Here is a 19,216-nt window from a genome sequence, read left to right as displayed (position 1 = left end):
CGCCCGCCGTCCTGGCGGCCACTGACAAGGAGTTAAGCATGCACAAGATTGCTGTATCGGGCCTGGCCGCCCTCGCCTTCAGCGGCCTGGCCATGGCCGACGCGCAGATCGACCTGGGCGACGCCCAACGGGTCACCCGGTTGTTCGCCTACCCCAACAACTGCAACGTGATCTGCTACCGCGACTGGACACTCGAGAAGACTGTCGAGCACTACCTCACCCAGAGCGTGCAGCGCGATGGCTACGCCAACGCCAAGGTCACGGTGAACCGCGACAACGACAAGTTGCACGCCAGCATCACCGGCGTGCCGGCCAGCTATACCGAACCCTTGCGCAAGCTGCTCGACAGCGGCGAACTGGCCTACCAGGGCGCCACCCGCCTCAACCAGAAAGGCGGCTGGGACTACAGCTGGTACCTGTTCCTGCCCCTGGGAATGGCCCTGGAGAACCGCCGCAGCGTCGAGCTGCTGCACTTCCCGCCGGACTACTCGCTGACCCGCTATCAAGACTACCTGAAGTCCAACACCACCGACCGCTGGGCAGAGCTTCTGACCTTCAACGGCGTCGAGGCCGCCCAGACCCCGGCCTACCAGACCATCGTCGATATCGCCCCGATCGCCGCGCCGGCCAGCGCGGGCAAGGACCTGGAAGGGGTGTACAGCTACTTCAACGATTACCAGGTGCGGATGGTCAAGGAAGTGGCCCTCACCCACGACGGCAAGACCGCCTTGCCGATGGTCGCCTTCGGCGCGCCGGTGCGGGCGTGGATCCAGCAGCAGTACGGGCCGAAGGTCAACGTGCTGGGGCTGGTCAGCATCGCGCCGGAGCCGGACAGCGCCAAGGTGCCCGTGCTCGGCGCCAACCATCCGAGCGCGATCTGGTACGCCGCCGACCCGAAAAGCTACGACGGCGACCAGGACAAGGCCGACGCCGCGGGCCTGAAGATGATGGGCCAGGACCTCTCCGCCGCCTGCTGGCAGGCCGGCATGGGCCGCAACCCGCAGGCCGATGCCAAGCTCACCCTGCAGGCCTGCACCAGCAAGTGGCAGGTGACCCAGAAGAAGCAGACCTGCGAGCTGTTCTACCGCACCATCCGCGACATGACGCCGGAACAGGCGGCGGCCAAGTGCAATACCGGGGCGGTGACGCGGAGCCTGCGCGATCTGCGCAAGCCCTTGGAGACCAACGAGACCGACCGGGCGCTTTGAGCCGCCCAGTCGATCGCTCCAGGTAGCCTGGGCCAAAGGGGCGACTGCGCCCCTTTGGCGTCAAACGCGGTTAGAAGCGCTCGTCGCGCAACGCCGGCAGGGTGATGTCACGCACGTAGCTGGAAGATGACAGGCTCAGCATCATCCGGCACACCTGCACCACATCGTGCACAGGGATCAGCGCGCCCTCCCCGCGTCGCTCGGCCTGGGCCAGCGGCACATCCAGGCCGTCCTCGGTGTTCAGGTAGCCGAGGTTCAGGCAACTCACGCCCAGGCCCTGGTCGCGGAAGCCTTCGCGCAGCGCCTCGGCAATGCCGCGCAGGCCGAACTTGCTGGCGCCAAAAGTCACCTCTGGCCGCCCGCTACCAGGCAGGCCCGAGGTCGAACCGGTAAGAATGATCCGTGGCCGGGGGCTTTGCAGCAGTACCGGCAGCAGGCGCTTGATCAACAGCAGCGGCGCGGTGATGTTGGTGTCGACCATGCGCTCGATCTGCGCCTCGTCGTCGTCGAGGAAGCTGTAGCCCTCGTCAAAGGCCCCCGCCTCCCAGATCCCGACGTTGTAGACCAGCACATCCAGCCCGTCCCCGGACACCGCCTCGTGGATGATCGCGGCGGCCTGGCGCGGCTGGCCGAGGTCGGCCTCGATCCAGCGTACCGCGCCCGGCAACGCCGCCGGCCGGGTGCGCGATACACCGACCAGCGTATCGCCTACGCCACCCAGGCCCTGTACCAGCGCCCGTCCCAATCCCTTGCTCGCACCGACCACTAGAATTCGCATCGAATCACTCCCTATGGACTGCGCCAGATAGTACCCTGCCCAACCCAGCAAATCAGTCGGAAATGCCAGGACACCGTGGACAGAGATCAACTCGAACGCAACCAGATCCCCTTCTATTTTGTCGCCGTGGCGCTGGCCGCCGCCCTCGGCCTGCTGGCACCGGGCGCCGCCGCCCCACTGGCGGCGCTGGTGACCCCGGCCATCGCCGTGCTGATGTACGCGATGTTCCTGCAGATCCCTTTCCTCGACCTGCGCGCGGGCCTGGGCAAGCGGCGTTTCATGGGCGCGCTGCTGCTGGCCAACTTCGTGCTGGTGCCGCTGTTGGTGTGGGCCGGCACTCGTGGCCTGGTCGAGCACCCCGCCGTGCTGGTCGGCGCCTTGCTGGTGCTGCTGACGCCCTGCATCGACTACGTGGTGGTGTTCACCCATATCGGTAAAGGTGACTCGCGCCTGACCCTTGCCGCCACGCCGGTGCTGCTGCTGGTGCAACTGGCGCTGCTGCCCTTGTACCTGGCGCTGATGCTCGAAGGCGCCGGTAGCGTGGAAATCTCGCTGGTGCCCTTTATCGAGGCGTTCGTGCTGTTGATCGTTCTGCCGCTGTTGCTGGCTGTCGCCAGCAGCGCCGGGGCGCGGCGCTCGACCCTGGTCGCGAAGTGGAACGATGCCTGGGCCTGGCTGCCGGTGCCGGCCATGGCATTGGTACTGGTGGTGGTGATCGCTTCGCAGATCGGCGTGGTGGCCACCCGTCTCGACGACCTGCTGCCGGTGCTGCCGGTGTATGCCGGCTTCGCCCTGCTGGCACCGCTGCTCGGATTGCTCGCGGCGCGGCTGTTGCGGTTATCCACAGGCGAGGCCCGGGCGGTGACTTTCAGTGCCGCCACGCGCAATTCGCTGGTGGTGCTGCCGTTGGCGCTGGCGTTGCCGGAGCCGATCCGGGCGCTGGCGGCGGCGGCGGTGATTACCCAGACCTTGGTGGAGCTGGTCAGCGAGTTGATCTACATCCGCGCCGTACCGGCGTTGATTCGCCGTTAAGCCAGTTGCAAGCGCCACTGGCCGCAATGGCTGAAGCGCACCTCGGCCAGGGGCGGCACATCGATCCGCTGGAAGGACGCCAGGGGCGCAGCCAACGCATGCAGCATCGCCGCGCGGATGACAAAGGGATGGGTGATGGCGAGCCACTGGCCAGGCAACAGGGCGCTGTCCATCCAGATGGCGACGCGCTCGCACAAGGCGGCGATCGACTCACCGCCATGCGGCGTGGCATGCGGGTCGGACAGCCAGGCCTGGAGGGCGTCTTCGTCCAGCTGCTTGAGGGGCAGCCCCTTCCACTTGCCCAGATCGCAGTCGCGCAGTCCCTCATCGACAGTCGCGCTCAGGCCCTCGGCCGTCTGTCGGGCACGCAGCTCCGGCGCAGTGAGGCACTGGGCGGTTGTCGATAGAAGCGCCACAGGATCACGCAGCGGCTCGTCATCGAACGCGAAGCGGCCCACCCGCTGCGCCTCGGTGCGGGCGTGGCAGACCAGGGTGAGGTGGATGGGTTTCATGGCTGGCCTGCGCCCTCCCGCACAGCAGGGCCACCCAGGCAGGCGGCCCGGCATGCATCACTTGCCGATCTGGATCTTCGGTGCCCACTCCAGCCAGGCATCCTCGGCCTTGTCGAACAAGGCGAAGGTCTGCTGCGGCCGCGCCGGGTTGCCCATCTGCTCGCCATCCGGCGTGGCGAAGGCGATCCCACCCTCGATCAGGGTCTCCACCGACTCGGTGCGCACCGTGGCGCCCTTGAACAGGCCCCAGTCGAAGCCGAAGCCGCTGCTGTTCCAGAAGCGGCTGCCGCCGCGCACCAACCCGGCGTAACGCGGCTCGATCAGGATGTGGATAAGTACCCGGTCGGCGGTCTGGCCCAGCTCGAAGCCGGTGACCCTGCCGACCGTGACCTCGCGGTAGGTCACCGGCACGCCCGGCTTGATCGAGCCACGGCGCGCCGCGCTCAGGGTCAGCGGCAGGCCGACCTCCTCGCCTTTTACTTCCGGCGCATCGCTCAGGGCGATGAAGTCACGCTGCGGCCCCTTGTCCTTGAGCGCCGGCAGCACCTCCAGGTACTGGCCGCCGATCAGCGTGTCGAGGTTCTGGGTACGCACCAGGCCCAAGGCTGGCTTGACCACCCAGAACTGGGTGCCGGCACGGGCGATGCGCTCGGCCGCCTGGGTGATCCGTGCACGCAGCACCACGGCCTGCAGGTCGGCGGTCAGGTCGACACTCTCGACACTGCCCACATCCAGCCCACGGAAGCGGATTGGCGTGCCCGGTTTCAGGCCCTCGGCGCGCTCCACGCGGATGGTGACCAGGGTACCGGCACGGTTGGCCGCATCCTGGCTTTCATGCAGGCGGAAACGCGGAATGCGGCGCTTGAGCGGCACATCCGGTTTCGGCGTATCGAAGGCGATGCCACCGGCCATCAGCGTCTGCAACGACTCGCTCTTGACCTGGATCCCCGAGAGGCCGCCGGTCAGGGTGATGCCACTGGCATTCCAGAAGCGCGAGGAGCCGTTGACCAGGTTCTCGTATTCCTTCTCGATGTGCACCCCGATCAGGATGCGCTTGCTGTTGCGGGCGAACTGGTAGCTCTGCACGCTACCCACGCGCACCTGGCGATACATCACCGGGCTGCCCACTTCCAGCGAGCCCAGAGTATCGGCGAACAGCACCATGTGCCGGCCTGGCGCCTTGAGGTCCAGCGGCGGCGCCTTAGGGCGCGCCTCGAACTCGCGCAGCGGCTTGGCACCTGGCTCACCCGGGCGTACGGCAATGTAGTTGCCCTTCACCAACGCCTCGAGGCCGGTGATGCCGGCAAGCGAAATGGACGGCTTGACCACCCAGAACTGGGTGCCTTCGACCAGGTAGTCTTCGGCCAGCGGATCGAGGGTCAGCTCGGCCATGGCAGTGGAGAGGTCGCCTTCGACTTTCAGTTCCTTCAGCGTTCCCACCTGGATACCTTTGTACAGCACCGGCGTGCGGCCCTTCTGCAGCCCCTCGAAGTCACTGAGCTTGACCTTGACCCGGATGCCGGCCTGGGCGGCGTCGAAGTCTTCGTACAGGCGGAACGGCAGGCTCGGATCGGTGGGCGGGCTGTCCTTGCGGTTTTCCGGCGTGGCAAAGGCGATACCGCCGGCGACGATGCTCGACAGCGACTCGGTACGCACCTTGACCCCGGACAGGTCGGCGTCGATGCTGACCCCGCTGGCGTTCCAGAACCGCGTGTGCTTGCGCACCAGGCTGGCGTAGGCCGGGGCGATGAACACCTTGATCTCCACCGTGCCCTGGTCCTCGGAAAGGCGATAGCTCTTCACCCGGCCCACCTGGATCTGCTTGTAGAACACCGGGCTGTCACGATTGAGCGAGCCCAGGCGCTCGGCCTTGAGGACAAGATGCAAACCCGGCTCGCTATCGGACAGCGGCGGGGCCTCCTTGAGCGCGGTGAAACGCTTGGTCTGCTCGCCCTCCCCCGGATCGACGGCGATGTAGTTACCCGACACCAGCGTCTCCAGTCCCGTAATGCCCGCCAGGCTGACGCTTGGCTTCACCAGCCAGAATCGCGTGCCCTTGGTCAGGTGCGGCCCTGCCTCCTTGCGCATCTCGATGGTGGCGACCACCCCGCGGTTTTCCCCCTTGTCATCCAGCACCAGGGCGACGACCTTGCCCACCGACATGCCCTTGTAGATGACCTCGGTCTTGTTGGCGACGATGCCCTCGCCACTCTCGAAGCGCACCTGGATCTCGATACCGGCATCGCTGTAGGCCTTCCAGGCCAGCCAGCCGCCAATCGCCAAGGCAATCAACGGCAGGATCCAGATAGCCGACCAGTTCGAAGCGGGGCGGGTTTTAGCCGTAGGCAAATCACTCATGGTCGTCATCCGACTCCGTGTTGTCCCAGATCAGTCGGGGATCGAAAGTTAAAGCGGCGAGCATTGTCAGGATCACCACGGTGGCGAAGGCGACGGCGCCCAGATTGGCTTCGACACTGGCGATGCGGCCGAAATTCACCACCGCCACCAGGATGGCGATGACGAAGATGTCCAGCATCGACCAGCGGCCGATGAATTCGATGAAGCGGTACATCAGGATGCGCTGGCGCGCCGAGAGCGGCTGGTGGCGCTGCACCGAGTACAGCAGCAGGGCGATGCCGACCAGCTTGAAGGTCGGCACCAGGATGCTGGCGATGAACACCACCGCGGCGATCGGCAGCATGCCATGCTTCATCAAGGTGATGACGCCGGACATGATGGTGTCCGGACTGCCCTGGCCGAGCGCGCTGACAGTCATGATCGGCAGCACGTTGGCCGGGATGTAGAGCACCATCGCCGTGATCAGCAGCGCCCAGGTGCGCACGATGCTGTTCGGGCGCCGGGCATGCACCACCGCGCCGCAGCGGGTGCAGGTCTGCGAGGTGCTGTCCGGCTCCTGGCGATTGAGCTCGTGACATTCGTTGCAGACCAGGATGCCTGCATCAATCGCCCGCATGGACATCCTCCCCCGACAAGGCCACCCAGATCTGGTGCGGCGACATGACCACCTCGAGCCATACCTGCACCAGCAACAGGCTGATGAAGCAGAACAGGCCCAGGCCGATACTCAGTTCAGCCAGGTCGACCAGCTTGACGATGGCCACCAGCACGCCCATGAAGTAGACCTCGAGCATGCCCCACTCACGCAGGTGGTGATAGATACGATAGATCAGCAGGCCGTAGCTGCGGCCGATATCCAGGCGGATGCTCAGCAGCACCATCAGCTGGCAAAGCAGCTTGAGCAAGGGGATGGCCATGCTGCACAGGAACACCACCACGGCGATGCCGCGCATCTCTGAGTTGTACAGACCAAGCACACCGCTCCAGACGGTGTCGTCGGAGGTCTGGCCGAGCAGGTGCAACTGCATGATCGGCAGGAAGTTGGCCGGCACGTACAGCAGCAACGCGGTCAGGACCAGGGCCAGGCTGCGGTTGATCAGGTTGTGGCGATGGGCATACAGCTCGTAGCCGCAGCGCGGGCACTGGGCCTTCTCGTCATTTTGCAGCGTGGTCTTGCGCATCAGCAGGTCGCACTCGTGGCAGGCCACGAGTTCGTCCAGCGGCATCTGCGCGAGCGCTTCGGGATCGACAGGGTTGGGCATAAAGGCATTCTGAATGGATGCGTCGGCTCTATTCTAGTGTTCCGACTCGAATTGTGGGAGATGGCCATTATGAGGAACTGTATCGGTAGCCGGGTCACATTTTCCGCAAGCGAATCGCCCTCCCTGTAGGAGCGGCCTTGTGCCGCGAAAGGGCTGCGTAGCGGCCCCGGGGTTTGTGCATCACGCTGATATCGCCGGGGCCGCGTTGCGGCCCTTTCGCGGCGCAAGGCCGCTCCTACAGGGGGAGACTGTGTTTATTTGGGAACGCGGAAAAGACAAAACCCCTACCTGCTCGCGCAGATAGGGGTTTTGCGAAATGAATCTTGACGATGACCTACTCTCACATGGGGAAACCCCACACTACCATCGGCGATGCATCGTTTCACTGCTGAGTTCGGGATGGGATCAGGTGGTTCCAATGCTCTATAGTCGTCAAGAAATTCTGTTGCCAGAACATCCAGATGGATACTCCAGCCAATTCGGATATGCGATATTTGTGGTTTGTCGCGAACTTTCGGTTCTTTCGTCTTCACCACCACAATTTGGCCTCGGCGCAAATTGCTTGGGTGTTATATGGTCAAGCCTCACGGGCAATTAGTATTGGTTAGCTCAACGCCTCACAGCGCTTACACACCCAACCTATCAACGTCGTAGTCTTCGACGGCCCTTCAGGGAGCTCAAGGCTCCAGTGAGATCTCATCTTGAGGCAAGTTTCCCGCTTAGATGCTTTCAGCGGTTATCTCTTCCGAACATAGCTACCCGGCAATGCCACTGGCGTGACAACCGGAACACCAGAGGTTCGTCCACTCCGGTCCTCTCGTACTAGGAGCAGCCCCTCTCAAATCTCAAACGTCCACGGCAGATAGGGACCGAACTGTCTCACGACGTTCTAAACCCAGCTCGCGTACCACTTTAAATGGCGAACAGCCATACCCTTGGGACCGGCTTCAGCCCCAGGATGTGATGAGCCGACATCGAGGTGCCAAACACCGCCGTCGATATGAACTCTTGGGCGGTATCAGCCTGTTATCCCCGGAGTACCTTTTATCCGTTGAGCGATGGCCCTTCCATACAGAACCACCGGATCACTAAGACCTACTTTCGTACCTGCTCGACGTGTGTGTCTCGCAGTCAAGCGCGCTTTTGCCTTTATACTCTACGACCGATTTCCGACCGGTCTGAGCGCACCTTCGTACTCCTCCGTTACTCTTTGGGAGGAGACCGCCCCAGTCAAACTACCCACCATACACTGTCCTCGATCCGGATAACGGACCTGAGTTAGAACCTCAAGGTTGCCAGGGTGGTATTTCAAGGATGGCTCCATGAGAACTGGCGTCCCCACTTCAAAGCCTCCCACCTATCCTACACAAGCAAGCTCAAAGTCCAGTGCAAAGCTATAGTAAAGGTTCACGGGGTCTTTCCGTCTAGCCGCGGATACACTGCATCTTCACAGCGATTTCAATTTCACTGAGTCTCGGGTGGAGACAGCGCCGCCATCGTTACGCCATTCGTGCAGGTCGGAACTTACCCGACAAGGAATTTCGCTACCTTAGGACCGTTATAGTTACGGCCGCCGTTTACCGGGGCTTCGATCAAGAGCTTCGCTTGCGCTAACCCCATCAATTAACCTTCCGGCACCGGGCAGGCGTCACACCCTATACGTCCACTTTCGTGTTTGCAGAGTGCTGTGTTTTTAATAAACAGTCGCAGCGGCCTGGTATCTTCGACCGGCGTGGGCTTACGCAGCAAGTGCTTCACCCTCACCGGCGCACCTTCTCCCGAAGTTACGGTGCCATTTTGCCTAGTTCCTTCACCCGAGTTCTCTCAAGCGCCTTGGTATTCTCTACCTAACCACCTGTGTCGGTTTGGGGTACGGTTCCCAGTTATCTGAAGCTTAGGAGCTTTTCTTGGAAGCATGGCATCAACCACTTCGCGCTCTAAAGAGCACTCGTCATCAGCTCTCGGCCTTGAGATCCCGGATTTGCCTAAGATCTCAGCCTACCACCTTAAACTTGGACAACCAACGCCAAGCTGGCCTAGCCTTCTCCGTCCCTCCATCGCAATAACTGGAAGTACAGGAATATTAACCTGTTTTCCATCGACTACGCTTTTCAGCCTCGCCTTAGGGACCGACTAACCCTGCGTCGATTAACGTTGCGCAGGAAACCTTGGTCTTTCGGCGTGCGAGTTTTTCACTCGCATTGTCGTTACTCATGTCAGCATTCGCACTTCTGATACCTCCAGCAAGCTTCTCAACTCACCTTCACAGGCTTACAGAACGCTCCTCTACCGCATCATCATAAGATGATACCCGTAGCTTCGGTGCATGGTTTGAGCCCCGTTACATCTTCCGCGCAGGCCGACTCGACTAGTGAGCTATTACGCTTTCTTTAAAGGGTGGCTGCTTCTAAGCCAACCTCCTAGCTGTCTAAGCCTTCCCACATCGTTTCCCACTTAACCATGACTTTGGGACCTTAGCTGACGGTCTGGGTTGTTTCCCTTTTCACGACGGACGTTAGCACCCGCCGTGTGTCTCCCATGCTCGGCACTTGTAGGTATTCGGAGTTTGCATCGGTTTGGTAAGTCGGGATGACCCCCTAGCCGAAACAGTGCTCTACCCCCTACAGTGATACATGAGGCGCTACCTAAATAGCTTTCGAGGAGAACCAGCTATCTCCGAGCTTGATTAGCCTTTCACTCCGATCCACAGGTCATCCGCTAACTTTTCAACGGTAGTCGGTTCGGTCCTCCAGTCAGTGTTACCTAACCTTCAACCTGCCCATGGATAGATCGCCCGGTTTCGGGTCTATACCCAGCGACTAAAGCGCCCTATTAAGACTCGCTTTCGCTACGCCTCCCCTATTCGGTTAAGCTCGCCACTGAATATAAGTCGCTGACCCATTATACAAAAGGTACGCAGTCACCTAACAAAGTAGGCTCCCACTGCTTGTACGCATACGGTTTCAGGTTCTATTTCACTCCCCTCTCCGGGGTTCTTTTCGCCTTTCCCTCACGGTACTGGTTCACTATCGGTCAGTCAGTAGTATTTAGCCTTGGAGGATGGTCCCCCCATGTTCAGACAAAGTTTCTCGTGCTCCGTCCTACTCGATTTCACTGGCAAGAGATTTTCGTGTACGGGGCTATCACCCACTATGGCCGCACTTTCCAGAGCGTTCCACTAATCTCAAACCAGCTTAAGGGCTGGTCCCCGTTCGCTCGCCACTACTAAGGGAATCTCGGTTGATTTCTTTTCCTCAGGGTACTTAGATGTTTCAGTTCCCCTGGTTCGCCTCTTGCACCTATGTATTCAGTACAAGATAACCAGCTTATGCTGGCTGGGTTCCCCCATTCAGAGATCTCTGGATCACAGTCTGTTTGCCGACTCCCCAAAGCTTATCGCAGGCTACCACGTCTTTCATCGCCTCTGACTGCCAAGGCATCCACCGTATGCGCTTCTTCACTTGACCATATAACCCCAAGCAATCTGGTTATACTGTGAAGACGACATTCGCCGAAAATTCGCACGTCGCTCTTTCGAGCAGAACTCACAAATTTTACCTTAGCCTGATCCACCAGCAGTGAAACTGGTAATCAGTCTATTTCTATCACATATCCGAATTTTTAAAGAACGATCTGACAAAAGTCAGAAATCAACATTCATCAACGAATGTTCATTTCTAAGTTCTGAGCAGTGCGAAACCTGAAGAGTGGTGGAGCCAAGCGGGATCGAACCGCTGACCTCCTGCGTGCAAGGCAGGCGCTCTCCCAGCTGAGCTATGGCCCCATTTGACCAGCCGAACCAGGTAGTACCAATAAATGGTAGGTCTGGGCAGATTTGAACTGCCGACCTCACCCTTATCAGGGGTGCGCTCTAACCAACTGAGCTACAGACCTATATAACAGGTCGCATCGTCTTTACATCATGAATCAAGCAATTCGTGTGGGAGCTCATCAGCAGGCTGATGTCTTCGATTAAGGAGGTGATCCAGCCGCAGGTTCCCCTACGGCTACCTTGTTACGACTTCACCCCAGTCATGAATCACACCGTGGTAACCGTCCTCCCGAAGGTTAGACTAGCTACTTCTGGTGCAACCCACTCCCATGGTGTGACGGGCGGTGTGTACAAGGCCCGGGAACGTATTCACCGCAACATTCTGATTTGCGATTACTAGCGATTCCGACTTCACGCAGTCGAGTTGCAGACTGCGATCCGGACTACGATCGGTTTTGTGAGATTAGCTCCACCTCGCGGCTTGGCAACCCTCTGTACCGACCATTGTAGCACGTGTGTAGCCCAGGCCGTAAGGGCCATGATGACTTGACGTCATCCCCACCTTCCTCCGGTTTGTCACCGGCAGTCTCCTTAGAGTGCCCACCATTACGTGCTGGTAACTAAGGACAAGGGTTGCGCTCGTTACGGGACTTAACCCAACATCTCACGACACGAGCTGACGACAGCCATGCAGCACCTGTGTCAGAGTTCCCGAAGGCACCAATCCATCTCTGGAAAGTTCTCTGCATGTCAAGGCCTGGTAAGGTTCTTCGCGTTGCTTCGAATTAAACCACATGCTCCACCGCTTGTGCGGGCCCCCGTCAATTCATTTGAGTTTTAACCTTGCGGCCGTACTCCCCAGGCGGTCAACTTAATGCGTTAGCTGCGCCACTAAAATCTCAAGGATTCCAACGGCTAGTTGACATCGTTTACGGCGTGGACTACCAGGGTATCTAATCCTGTTTGCTCCCCACGCTTTCGCACCTCAGTGTCAGTATCAGTCCAGGTGGTCGCCTTCGCCACTGGTGTTCCTTCCTATATCTACGCATTTCACCGCTACACAGGAAATTCCACCACCCTCTACCGTACTCTAGCTTGCCAGTTTTGGATGCAGTTCCCAGGTTGAGCCCGGGGCTTTCACATCCAACTTAACAAACCACCTACGCGCGCTTTACGCCCAGTAATTCCGATTAACGCTTGCACCCTCTGTATTACCGCGGCTGCTGGCACAGAGTTAGCCGGTGCTTATTCTGTCGGTAACGTCAAAATTGCACGGTATTAACGTACAACCCTTCCTCCCAACTTAAAGTGCTTTACAATCCGAAGACCTTCTTCACACACGCGGCATGGCTGGATCAGGCTTTCGCCCATTGTCCAATATTCCCCACTGCTGCCTCCCGTAGGAGTCTGGACCGTGTCTCAGTTCCAGTGTGACTGATCATCCTCTCAGACCAGTTACGGATCGTCGCCTAGGTGAGCCATTACCTCACCTACTAGCTAATCCGACCTAGGCTCATCTGATAGCGCAAGGCCCGAAGGTCCCCTGCTTTCTCCCGTAGGACGTATGCGGTATTAGCGTTCCTTTCGAAACGTTGTCCCCCACTACCAGGCAGATTCCTAGGCATTACTCACCCGTCCGCCGCTGAATCAAGGAGCAAGCTCCCGTCATCCGCTCGACTTGCATGTGTTAGGCCTGCCGCCAGCGTTCAATCTGAGCCATGATCAAACTCTTCAGTTCAATACTGCTTGGGTTTTTAAGAAACCCTAAACTTGGCTCAGCAATCTCAAATGACTATGTGATTTCTCGCATGGCCACTTGTGATGCTGATAATCTTGGCGACTATCAGTCCATACTCACAAGCACCCACACGAATTGCTTGATTCAATTTGTTAAAGAGCGTTTGGTTAAGAGCCTTTCGTCTCAACCGAGGCGCGCATTCTACGCTTTCCTCATTTCGTGTCAAGCGTTTATTTTGAAGTTTTTCGTTTCACTTCAAATACTTGACTCGCTGCGATCTCTCGTAGCGGGAGGCGAATCATACAGCGTTACAACCTGCTGTCAACTGCCTTTTTCACCGCTGCCGATCGTGAGACCGAAGCACCTCCGCCACCCTCTTCAACAATCAACTCTTTGATATTCAAGGAGTTTTTTGTTCCGATGTCGCTGGAAGTGGGGCGCATTATAAGGGGATCTGAGAGAGCGTCAACCGTTAATTTCATTAAAGTGAAATATCGGGGGGGAAAGACCATGCCGGGGCCACCAAGTGTTCGCCGAGAGCCTTGCAGCGCCTATCAGATCGAGCGCCGCCCGCGCGGCGCATCGCGGCACAAGGCCGCTCCTACATCTATGGTTACCCCCATTTCTGCAATACTGTACTGAGATGTGCGTGAGTTTGGTTTGCGTCAATCTATACGGCGTCGTGTGGGAGGTTGGTCCCGCGCCTCGATGAAAATCGCGCCCGACGAGCCTAGATATTTGTTCGGCTTCTGAAGCCGAGTAGGAGCTCAGGTTGATCGCCAGGCCGGTATACCGTTCACGTCATCTGTGTGCAGCATCGCAAAACCAGGTGGGTTGTTACTCGTGTGTCTGCAGGGTCAAGCGTTCATGGCGCTTGACCCTGCATCAAATTCGCTGTGGTGTGCCGTGATGGCCCAGGCGATTCGGGCCAGTTTGTTGGCGATAGCGCACACCACCAGGTTGGGGTGGTGAACACGTAGCAAGCCACGTACCCAGTCCGCCAGCTTGCCGGTTTTGCGCTCCAGCCCAATCAGATAGACCCTCGCGCACTGGATCAGCAGTCGTCGCTGATTGCCGTCGCCCCGCTTGCTGATTCGCCCCAGGCAAGGTTTGCCGCCTGTCGTGTGCTGCCTGGGAACCAGGCCTATGGAGGCTGAATAATTTCGCCCACAGCGGAACTGCTTACCATCACCCAATTCCGCAGCCAGGGCGGTAGCGGTGATCGGGCCAATACAAGGTATCGACATCAAACGGGAAGCAAGATCATCGCTAACGGCCTGGCTATGCACTTCCTTGTCTAGAGCCTTGATCCGATCATCGAGATAGCGGAAGTGGGCATGTAGGTCCAGCAACAGCTTCTTGATCAACGGTGAGAAGGTACTGTCGTCCAGCAGAATGGGGAGCTCCCGGACCGCCTTGAAGGTGGGTGCCAAACTGACCCCCACCTCGAGCAAATAAGCGTGGATGCGGTTCATGGTGGCAGTACGGTCTCTGATGAAGCTGTCGCGCAGTGAATTGAGCATCGCCAGCGCCTGCTGGGCCTCGGTTTTGGGAGGCACGAAGCGCATCTGATCGCGGGTTGCCGCCTCACCGATAGCGGCAGCATCGGCAAAGTCATTCTTGTTGCTTTTCACGTAGGGGCGAACGAACTGTGCGGGAATAAGTTTGGGCGTATGACCCTGTCTCGTCACCTCTCGCGCCATGAAATGAGAGCCACCACAGGCCTCCATCGCCACCGTACAGGGCGCAAGATTGGCAAGGTGGCGGATGAGTGACTCACGGTTGAACCTGCGGTGATAGAGCTCATGACCCCGATCATCCTGAGCGTGTACATGGAAGCTCAACTTTCCCAGGTCGATGGCGATGATGGCGACAGTGTTCATGGCGTTGCACTCCGATAGGCACCCTGTGAAAGCTTAGAGGGCTGACACAGGGTGGGGCGGGGGTAGCCATTTCATTATTTGTTGCAACGTGCCGAACCTGTCAGGCCATGGTTGTCAGCCTTGGAGCATGTCTTGAGACAGGTGAGGCGGCAGTGGTGCCCACGCTGAAACCGCGTCGTACCCACAAGGCGTACCAAGAAATGGAACAGGATTGACTGGCCCGAAACAGATGTAGGAGCGGCCTTGTGCCGCGATGCGCCGCGCGGGCGGCGCTCGATCTCATAGGCGCCAGAGAACCCACGGCGAACACCTCTGGAACACAACGCAACCCCAAGGCGAACACCTCGCACACACAACACAATCCCAAGACAGGCACCTAACAACACCAACCCCATTCCCAACCGACCCTCAAACCGCCCTCCCCCGCCCGACCAATCGTGGAACACGCCGCCACACCGGGGGAATGCGCAGCACCAGAAGGAAAACCCCAACAGCGGCATACACCGCCCACTCCTTCAGGTCCGAGCGCACGATCCACAGGAAGTGCAACAGCCCCAACCCGAGAATCACATAGACCAGCCGGTGCAGCTTCTTCCACCGCGCGCCAAGACGCCGCTGGCTATACCGGTTGGAAGTGACCGCCAGCGCCAGCAGGCCAAGAAAACCCAAGGCGCCGACAATGATGTAGGGCCGCTTGCGCAACTCCACCCCGAACTGCCCCCAATCCAGCCCCAGGATGAACACCATGTACGCCGTCATGTGCAGCACTATATAAGCAAAGCACCACAACCCCAGCTGACGCCGCACCACGATCCATCCCGACCACCCCGTCAGCCGCTGCAGCGGCGTCATGCTCAGGGTGATCAACAGGAAGACCAGCGCCCCCAGGCCAAGACGGTCCACCATGATCTTGCCCGGATCCGGCCCGAGCAGCCCCATGGCCGCCTCGTACAACCACCATACGGGGAACAGGCAGCCGCTCACGAAGATCGCCAGGCGCAGCCAGGGATAACGCATCAGTAGTTCTTCCGCAGGTCGAGGCCGGTATACAGCGACGCCACTTCATCGGCGTAGCCGTTAAACATCAGCGTATCGCGCACATTGGGACTGAACAGCCCGCTGGGCAGGCGACGCTCCCGGGCCTGGGTCCAGCGTGGGTGGTCGACCGTCGGGTTGACGTTGGCATAGAAGCCGTACTCGTCCGGCGCCAGCCCCTGCCAGGTGGTCTGCGGCTGCTCCGCCACCAGGCTGATGCGCACGATCGACTTGATGCTCTTGAATCCGTACTTCCATGGCACCACCAGGCGCAGCGGCGCGCCATTCTGGTTGGGCAGCTCACGGCCATACATGCCCACCGCCAGAATCGCCAGCGGGTTCATCGCCTCATCCAGGCGCAGACCCTCGACATAGGGCCAGTCGATCAGGGCGAAACCGGACCGCTGGCCGGGCATGCTCTTGGGGTCTTCCAGGGTTTCGAAACGGATATAGCGCGCTTTCGAGGTTGGCTCGACCTGCTTGAGCACCTGAGCCAAGGGGAAGCCCAACCAGGGAATCACCATCGACCAGGCCTCCACGCAGCGCAGGCGGTAGATCCGCTCCTCAAGCTGGTAAGGCTTGACGAAGTCCTCCAGCGCATAGCGCCCGGGCTTGGCCACCTCGCCATCCACCACCAGGCTCCAGGGCTCGGTCTTCAGGCTGCCGGCATTGGCCGCCGGATCGCCCTTGTCGGGCCCGAACTCGTAGAAGTTGTTGTAGTGGGTGGCGTCCTTGAACGGCGTGATCGCCTCACCGCTGACGGTAACCGCCTGCCAGCGCGTGGCGCCGAGCTTATCGGTGAACCAGCCCGGCGCGCTGCCCGCCTCGACATCGGCATAGCGGGAAACCTCCGCCGCGGCGCCCAACCGGGGCAAAGCACCCAGGGCTGCACCTGCAAGGCTGGCGCCCAGCAGCGTGCGACGGGAGAGGTAGAAATCTTCGGGGGTGATCTCGGACGACTTGCAGTCGCTGGATCGGGGAAGCTTGATGAGCATGGCGGCTCCACAGTACGGGTAACTGATGTACACGTAAGACTATGGAGCCGGCAGGTTATTCCGCGATTAAATCCTTGTCAGGATTTACGACGGCGCGCCCGCAACAGGAACTGGATCGGCCCCGACGCGGCATAGGCGAGGAAGATCAGCAGCAGGATGCGCGGCGGGTCGCTGAACACCACGGCGAACACCAGCACCACGGCCAGGATCGCGACAAAGGGCACGCGGCCCTTGAGGTCGAGTTCCTTGAAGCTGTTGTACTTGATGTTGCTGACCATCAGCATGCCCGCGGCTGCCACCAGCAGCGCCACCAGGAACGACAGCTTGGAGCCCTGGATGCCGTAGTCGCTGAACGCCCAGACGGTACCGGCCACCACGCCGGCCGCCGCCGGGCTGGCCAGGCCGATGAAGTAACGCTTGTCGGCGGTGCCGACCTGGGTATTGAAGCGTGCCAGGCGCAGCGCAGCGCCAGCCACATAGATGAAGGCGACCATCCAGCCGACCTTGCCCATGTCGCCCAGGGCCCAGCCGAACGCCAGCAACGCCGGCGCCACGCCGAAGGCGACCATGTCCGACAGCGAGTCGTACTCGGCACCGAAGGCGCTTTGCGTATTGGTCATGCGGGCCACGCGACCATCGAGGCCGTCGAGGACCATGGCGACGAAGATCGCGATGGCGGCGAAGGCGAAATACTTGCTCGCCTCCCGTGGATCACCCGCGCTCAGGGCGCTCTGCGCGCTCATCGAGCTGATGATGGAATAGAAGCCGGCGAACAGGTTCGCGGTGGTGAACAGGTTGGGCAGCAGATAGATACCGCGGTGACGCACCTTGCGCCCTTCGGCGTCGTGACCTTCTTCAACGTGCTCATCGACAGGTAGCAGGCTTTCGGCGTCGGAGGGCTTGTTCGGCTCTTCGGGACGTTCGCTCATGAAAAGTACCTTGCAACAGGGTGGAATATGTTCGACATGGGCTCGGCAAAACCGTTCTAACAGCGAGCCACTGGTCGCTTTATACCAGAAGCTGACCGCGCAAACGAAAAAACGCGGCCGAAGCCGCGTTTTTCATTTATCGACGCAAGACTCAGTTCTTGGTCTTGTCGACGATCTTGTTGGCCGAGATCCACGGCATCATCGAACGCAGTTGCTCGCCGATGATTTCGATGCCGTGGGCGGCGTTGTTGCGGCGCTTGGCGGTCATCGAAGGATAGTTGGTGGCGCCTTCGCTGATGAACATCTTCGCGTACTCGCCGTCCTGGATGCGCTTGAGGGCATTGCGCATGGCCTTGCGGGATTCTTCGTTGATGACTTCAGGGCCGGTGACGTACTCACCGTACTCGGCGTTGTTGGAGATCGAGTAGTTCATGTTGGCGATACCGCCTTCGTACATGAGGTCGACGATCAGCTTCAACTCGTGCAGGCACTCGAAGTAGGCCATTTCCGGGGCGTAGCCCGCTTCGACCAGGGTTTCGAAACCGGCCTTGACCAGCTCGACGGTACCGCCGCACAGAACGGCCTGCTCACCGAACAGGTCGGTTTCGGTCTCGTCCTTGAAGGTGGTTTCGATGATGCCGGTACGGCCGCCACCGACGCCAGCGGCGTAGGACAGGGCGACGTTCTTGGCGTTGCCCGAGGCGTCCTGGTAGATGGCGATCAGGTCAGGGATACCACCGCCCTTGACGAACTCGGAGCGCACGGTGTGGCCCGGAGCCTTCGGCGCGATCATGATCACGTCGAGGTCGGCACGCGGAACGACCTGGTTGTAGTGGATCGAGAAGCCGTGGGAGAAGGCCAGGGTGGCGCCCTTCTTGATGTTCGGCTCGATCTCGTTCTTGTACAGCTGGCCCTGGAATTCGTCCGGGGTGAGGATCATGACCAGGTCGGCAGCGGCGACGGCGGTAGCCACGTCAGCCACTTTCAGGCCGTGGGCTTCTGCCTTGGCAACGGTAGCCGAACCTTTACGCAGACCGACGGTAACGTCCACACCGGAGTCCTTCAGGTTGCACGCCTGGGCGTGACCTTGCGAACCGTAACCGATGATGGCGACTTTCTTGCCCTGGATGATGGAAAGGTCGCAGTCTTTATCGTAGAAAACTTTCATGAAATACCCCTGTTATATCTCGGCCCCAGCGGAGCCATCGCTAGTTTTTGAAGTTAGATGCTGAGCACTTTGTCGCCACGGGCAATGCCGGTGACGCCACTGCGCACGGTTTCGAGAATCGATGCGGTGCCGATGGCCTGGATGAAGCTGTCCAGCTTGTCGCTGGTGCCGCTCAGTTGCACGGTGTACACGCTGGCGGTCACGTCGACGATCTGGCCACGGAAGATATCCGTGGTGCGCTTGATTTCGGCGCGCTGGGCACCAGTGGCCTTGACCTTGACCAGCATCAGTTCGCGCTCGATGTGGGCGCTTTCCGACAGGTCGACAAGCTTGACCACTTCGACCAGCTTGTTCAGGTTCTTGGTGATCTGCTCGATCACCTCGTCATGGCCAACAGTGGTCAGCGTCAGACGCGACAGGGTCGGGTCTTCGGTCGGTGCCACGGTCAGGCTTTCAATGTTGTAGTTGCGCTGGGAGAACAGGCCGACCACGCGAGACAAGGCACCGGGTTCGTTTTCCAGCAGCAAAGAGATGATGTGCCGCATA

13 protein-coding genes, 2 tRNA genes and 3 rRNA genes are annotated in these 19,216 nt (G+C 59.9%); 2 read left to right on the top strand and 16 right to left on the bottom strand.

Annotation, left to right across the window (positions count from 1 at the left end; all coding sequences use genetic code 11):
• Positions 1-38 precede the first annotated feature (38 nt).
• A complete protein-coding gene (locus PRtIB026_RS06915) occupies positions 39-1,208 on the top strand; it encodes a hypothetical protein (protein WP_203648052.1) in 1,170 nt (389 codons plus the stop codon).
• Between the two features lie 70 nt (positions 1,209-1,278).
• Here the strand turns inward: PRtIB026_RS06915 and PRtIB026_RS06910 are convergent, their stop codons facing one another.
• Positions 1,279-1,986, bottom strand: coding sequence for an SDR family NAD(P)-dependent oxidoreductase (locus PRtIB026_RS06910; RefSeq protein WP_232857380.1), 708 nt, complete (start codon positions 1,984-1,986; stop codon positions 1,279-1,281).
• 75 nt (positions 1,987-2,061) lie between these two features.
• Here PRtIB026_RS06910 and PRtIB026_RS06905 point away from each other — a divergent pair, with 75 nt between their 5' ends.
• A complete protein-coding gene (locus PRtIB026_RS06905) occupies positions 2,062-3,018 on the top strand; it encodes an arsenic resistance protein (protein WP_203648053.1) in 957 nt (318 codons plus the stop codon).
• Here PRtIB026_RS06905 and PRtIB026_RS06900 read toward each other — a convergent pair.
• From PRtIB026_RS06900 to ilvN, 15 genes are all read right to left on the bottom strand, one after another.
• Positions 3,015-3,530, bottom strand: coding sequence for a histidine phosphatase family protein (locus PRtIB026_RS06900; protein ID WP_203648054.1), 516 nt, complete (start codon positions 3,528-3,530; stop codon positions 3,015-3,017). The two genes, PRtIB026_RS06905 and PRtIB026_RS06900, sit on opposite strands and share 4 nt — an antisense overlap.
• A 57-nt stretch (positions 3,531-3,587) precedes the next feature.
• Positions 3,588-5,888 carry a PqiB family protein gene (locus PRtIB026_RS06895; RefSeq protein ID WP_203648055.1) on the bottom strand — a complete coding sequence of 767 codons (2,301 nt, stop codon included), beginning with the start codon at positions 5,886-5,888 and terminating at the stop codon, positions 3,588-3,590.
• The gene (locus PRtIB026_RS06890; RefSeq protein ID WP_186714227.1) at positions 5,881-6,504 is read right to left on the bottom strand and encodes a paraquat-inducible protein A; all 624 of its coding nucleotides are present in this window, start codon (positions 6,502-6,504) and stop codon (positions 5,881-5,883) included. Before PRtIB026_RS06890 ends, PRtIB026_RS06895 begins: the two co-directional genes overlap by 8 nt.
• Complete coding sequence (locus PRtIB026_RS06885; RefSeq protein ID WP_203648056.1) at positions 6,491-7,150, bottom strand: paraquat-inducible protein A; 660 nt, start codon at positions 7,148-7,150, stop codon at positions 6,491-6,493. The genes PRtIB026_RS06890 and PRtIB026_RS06885 overlap by 14 nt, the downstream gene beginning before the upstream one ends.
• Before the next feature lie 321 nt (positions 7,151-7,471).
• Positions 7,472-7,587: ribosomal RNA gene (rrf, locus tag PRtIB026_RS06880) — 5S ribosomal RNA — on the bottom strand.
• A 136-nt stretch (positions 7,588-7,723) separates the two neighbouring features.
• Positions 7,724-10,617 (bottom strand): 23S ribosomal RNA (locus PRtIB026_RS06875).
• Between the two features lie 241 nt (positions 10,618-10,858).
• Positions 10,859-10,934: transfer RNA gene (locus PRtIB026_RS06870), tRNA-Ala, on the bottom strand.
• Positions 10,935-10,967: 33 nt separating this feature from the next.
• Positions 10,968-11,044: transfer RNA gene (locus PRtIB026_RS06865), tRNA-Ile, on the bottom strand.
• A gap of 79 nt (positions 11,045-11,123) precedes the next feature.
• Positions 11,124-12,660 (bottom strand): 16S ribosomal RNA (locus PRtIB026_RS06860).
• Together the 16S, 23S and 5S rRNA genes with 2 tRNA genes alongside form the textbook arrangement of a ribosomal RNA operon.
• Before the next feature lie 857 nt (positions 12,661-13,517).
• Positions 13,518-14,543, bottom strand: coding sequence for an IS110 family transposase (locus PRtIB026_RS06855; protein WP_203646634.1), 1,026 nt, complete (start codon positions 14,541-14,543; stop codon positions 13,518-13,520).
• Between the two features lie 408 nt (positions 14,544-14,951).
• Positions 14,952-15,560 (bottom strand): protein-methionine-sulfoxide reductase heme-binding subunit MsrQ, encoded by a 609-nt coding sequence (gene msrQ, locus PRtIB026_RS06850; protein ID WP_232857780.1) that lies wholly within the window; start codon positions 15,558-15,560, stop codon positions 14,952-14,954.
• Positions 15,560-16,573, bottom strand: coding sequence for a protein-methionine-sulfoxide reductase catalytic subunit MsrP (gene msrP / locus PRtIB026_RS06845; RefSeq protein WP_203648058.1), 1,014 nt, complete (start codon positions 16,571-16,573; stop codon positions 15,560-15,562). The genes msrQ and msrP overlap by 1 nt, the downstream gene beginning before the upstream one ends.
• 77 nt (positions 16,574-16,650) lie before the next feature.
• Positions 16,651-17,502, bottom strand: coding sequence for a CDP-diacylglycerol--serine O-phosphatidyltransferase (gene pssA, locus PRtIB026_RS06840; protein ID WP_028691215.1), 852 nt, complete (start codon positions 17,500-17,502; stop codon positions 16,651-16,653).
• Positions 17,503-17,653: 151 nt separating this feature from the next.
• Entirely contained in the window at positions 17,654-18,670 is a 1,017-nt protein-coding gene (gene ilvC / locus PRtIB026_RS06835) for a ketol-acid reductoisomerase (RefSeq protein ID WP_027917653.1), read from the bottom strand.
• Between the two features lie 53 nt (positions 18,671-18,723).
• A complete protein-coding gene (gene ilvN / locus PRtIB026_RS06830; RefSeq protein WP_003250040.1) occupies positions 18,724-19,215 on the bottom strand; it encodes an acetolactate synthase small subunit in 492 nt (163 codons plus the stop codon).
• Between the last annotated feature and the right edge of the window lies 1 nt (position 19,216).

Source organism: Pseudomonas sp. RtIB026 (assembly GCF_016861355.2).
Classification (GTDB): Bacteria; Pseudomonadota; Gammaproteobacteria; order Pseudomonadales; family Pseudomonadaceae; genus Aquipseudomonas; species Aquipseudomonas peradeniyensis.
Note: the sequence above shows the minus strand (reverse complement) of the source record. Positions and strands in the feature narration are given on the sequence as shown.

Bases quoted from the DNA above. Each gene is read 5' to 3' on its own strand.
- PRtIB026_RS06890 (WP_186714227.1), bottom strand. From the start codon at position 6,504: ATGCGGGCGATTGATGCAGGCATCCTGGTCTGCAACGAATGTCACGAG.
- msrP (WP_203648058.1), bottom strand. From the start codon at position 16,573: ATGCTCATCAAGCTTCCCCGATCCAGCGACTGCAAGTCGTCCGAGATC.
- pssA (WP_028691215.1), bottom strand. From the start codon at position 17,502: ATGAGCGAACGTCCCGAAGAGCCGAACAAGCCCTCCGACGCCGAAAGC.
- PRtIB026_RS06895 (WP_203648055.1), bottom strand. From the start codon at position 5,888: ATGAGTGATTTGCCTACGGCTAAAACCCGCCCCGCTTCGAACTGGTCG.
- PRtIB026_RS06900 (WP_203648054.1), bottom strand. From the start codon at position 3,530: ATGAAACCCATCCACCTCACCCTGGTCTGCCACGCCCGCACCGAGGCG.
- PRtIB026_RS06915 (WP_203648052.1), top strand. From the start codon at position 39: ATGCACAAGATTGCTGTATCGGGCCTGGCCGCCCTCGCCTTCAGCGGC.
- ilvN (WP_003250040.1), bottom strand. From the start codon at position 19,215: ATGCGGCACATCATCTCTTTGCTGCTGGAAAACGAACCCGGTGCCTTG.
- PRtIB026_RS06885 (WP_203648056.1), bottom strand. From the start codon at position 7,150: ATGCCCAACCCTGTCGATCCCGAAGCGCTCGCGCAGATGCCGCTGGAC.
- PRtIB026_RS06910 (WP_232857380.1), bottom strand. From the start codon at position 1,986: ATGCGAATTCTAGTGGTCGGTGCGAGCAAGGGATTGGGACGGGCGCTG.
- ilvC (WP_027917653.1), bottom strand. From the start codon at position 18,670: ATGAAAGTTTTCTACGATAAAGACTGCGACCTTTCCATCATCCAGGGC.
- PRtIB026_RS06855 (WP_203646634.1), bottom strand. From the start codon at position 14,543: ATGAACACTGTCGCCATCATCGCCATCGACCTGGGAAAGTTGAGCTTC.
- msrQ (WP_232857780.1), bottom strand. From the start codon at position 15,560: ATGCGTTATCCCTGGCTGCGCCTGGCGATCTTCGTGAGCGGCTGCCTG.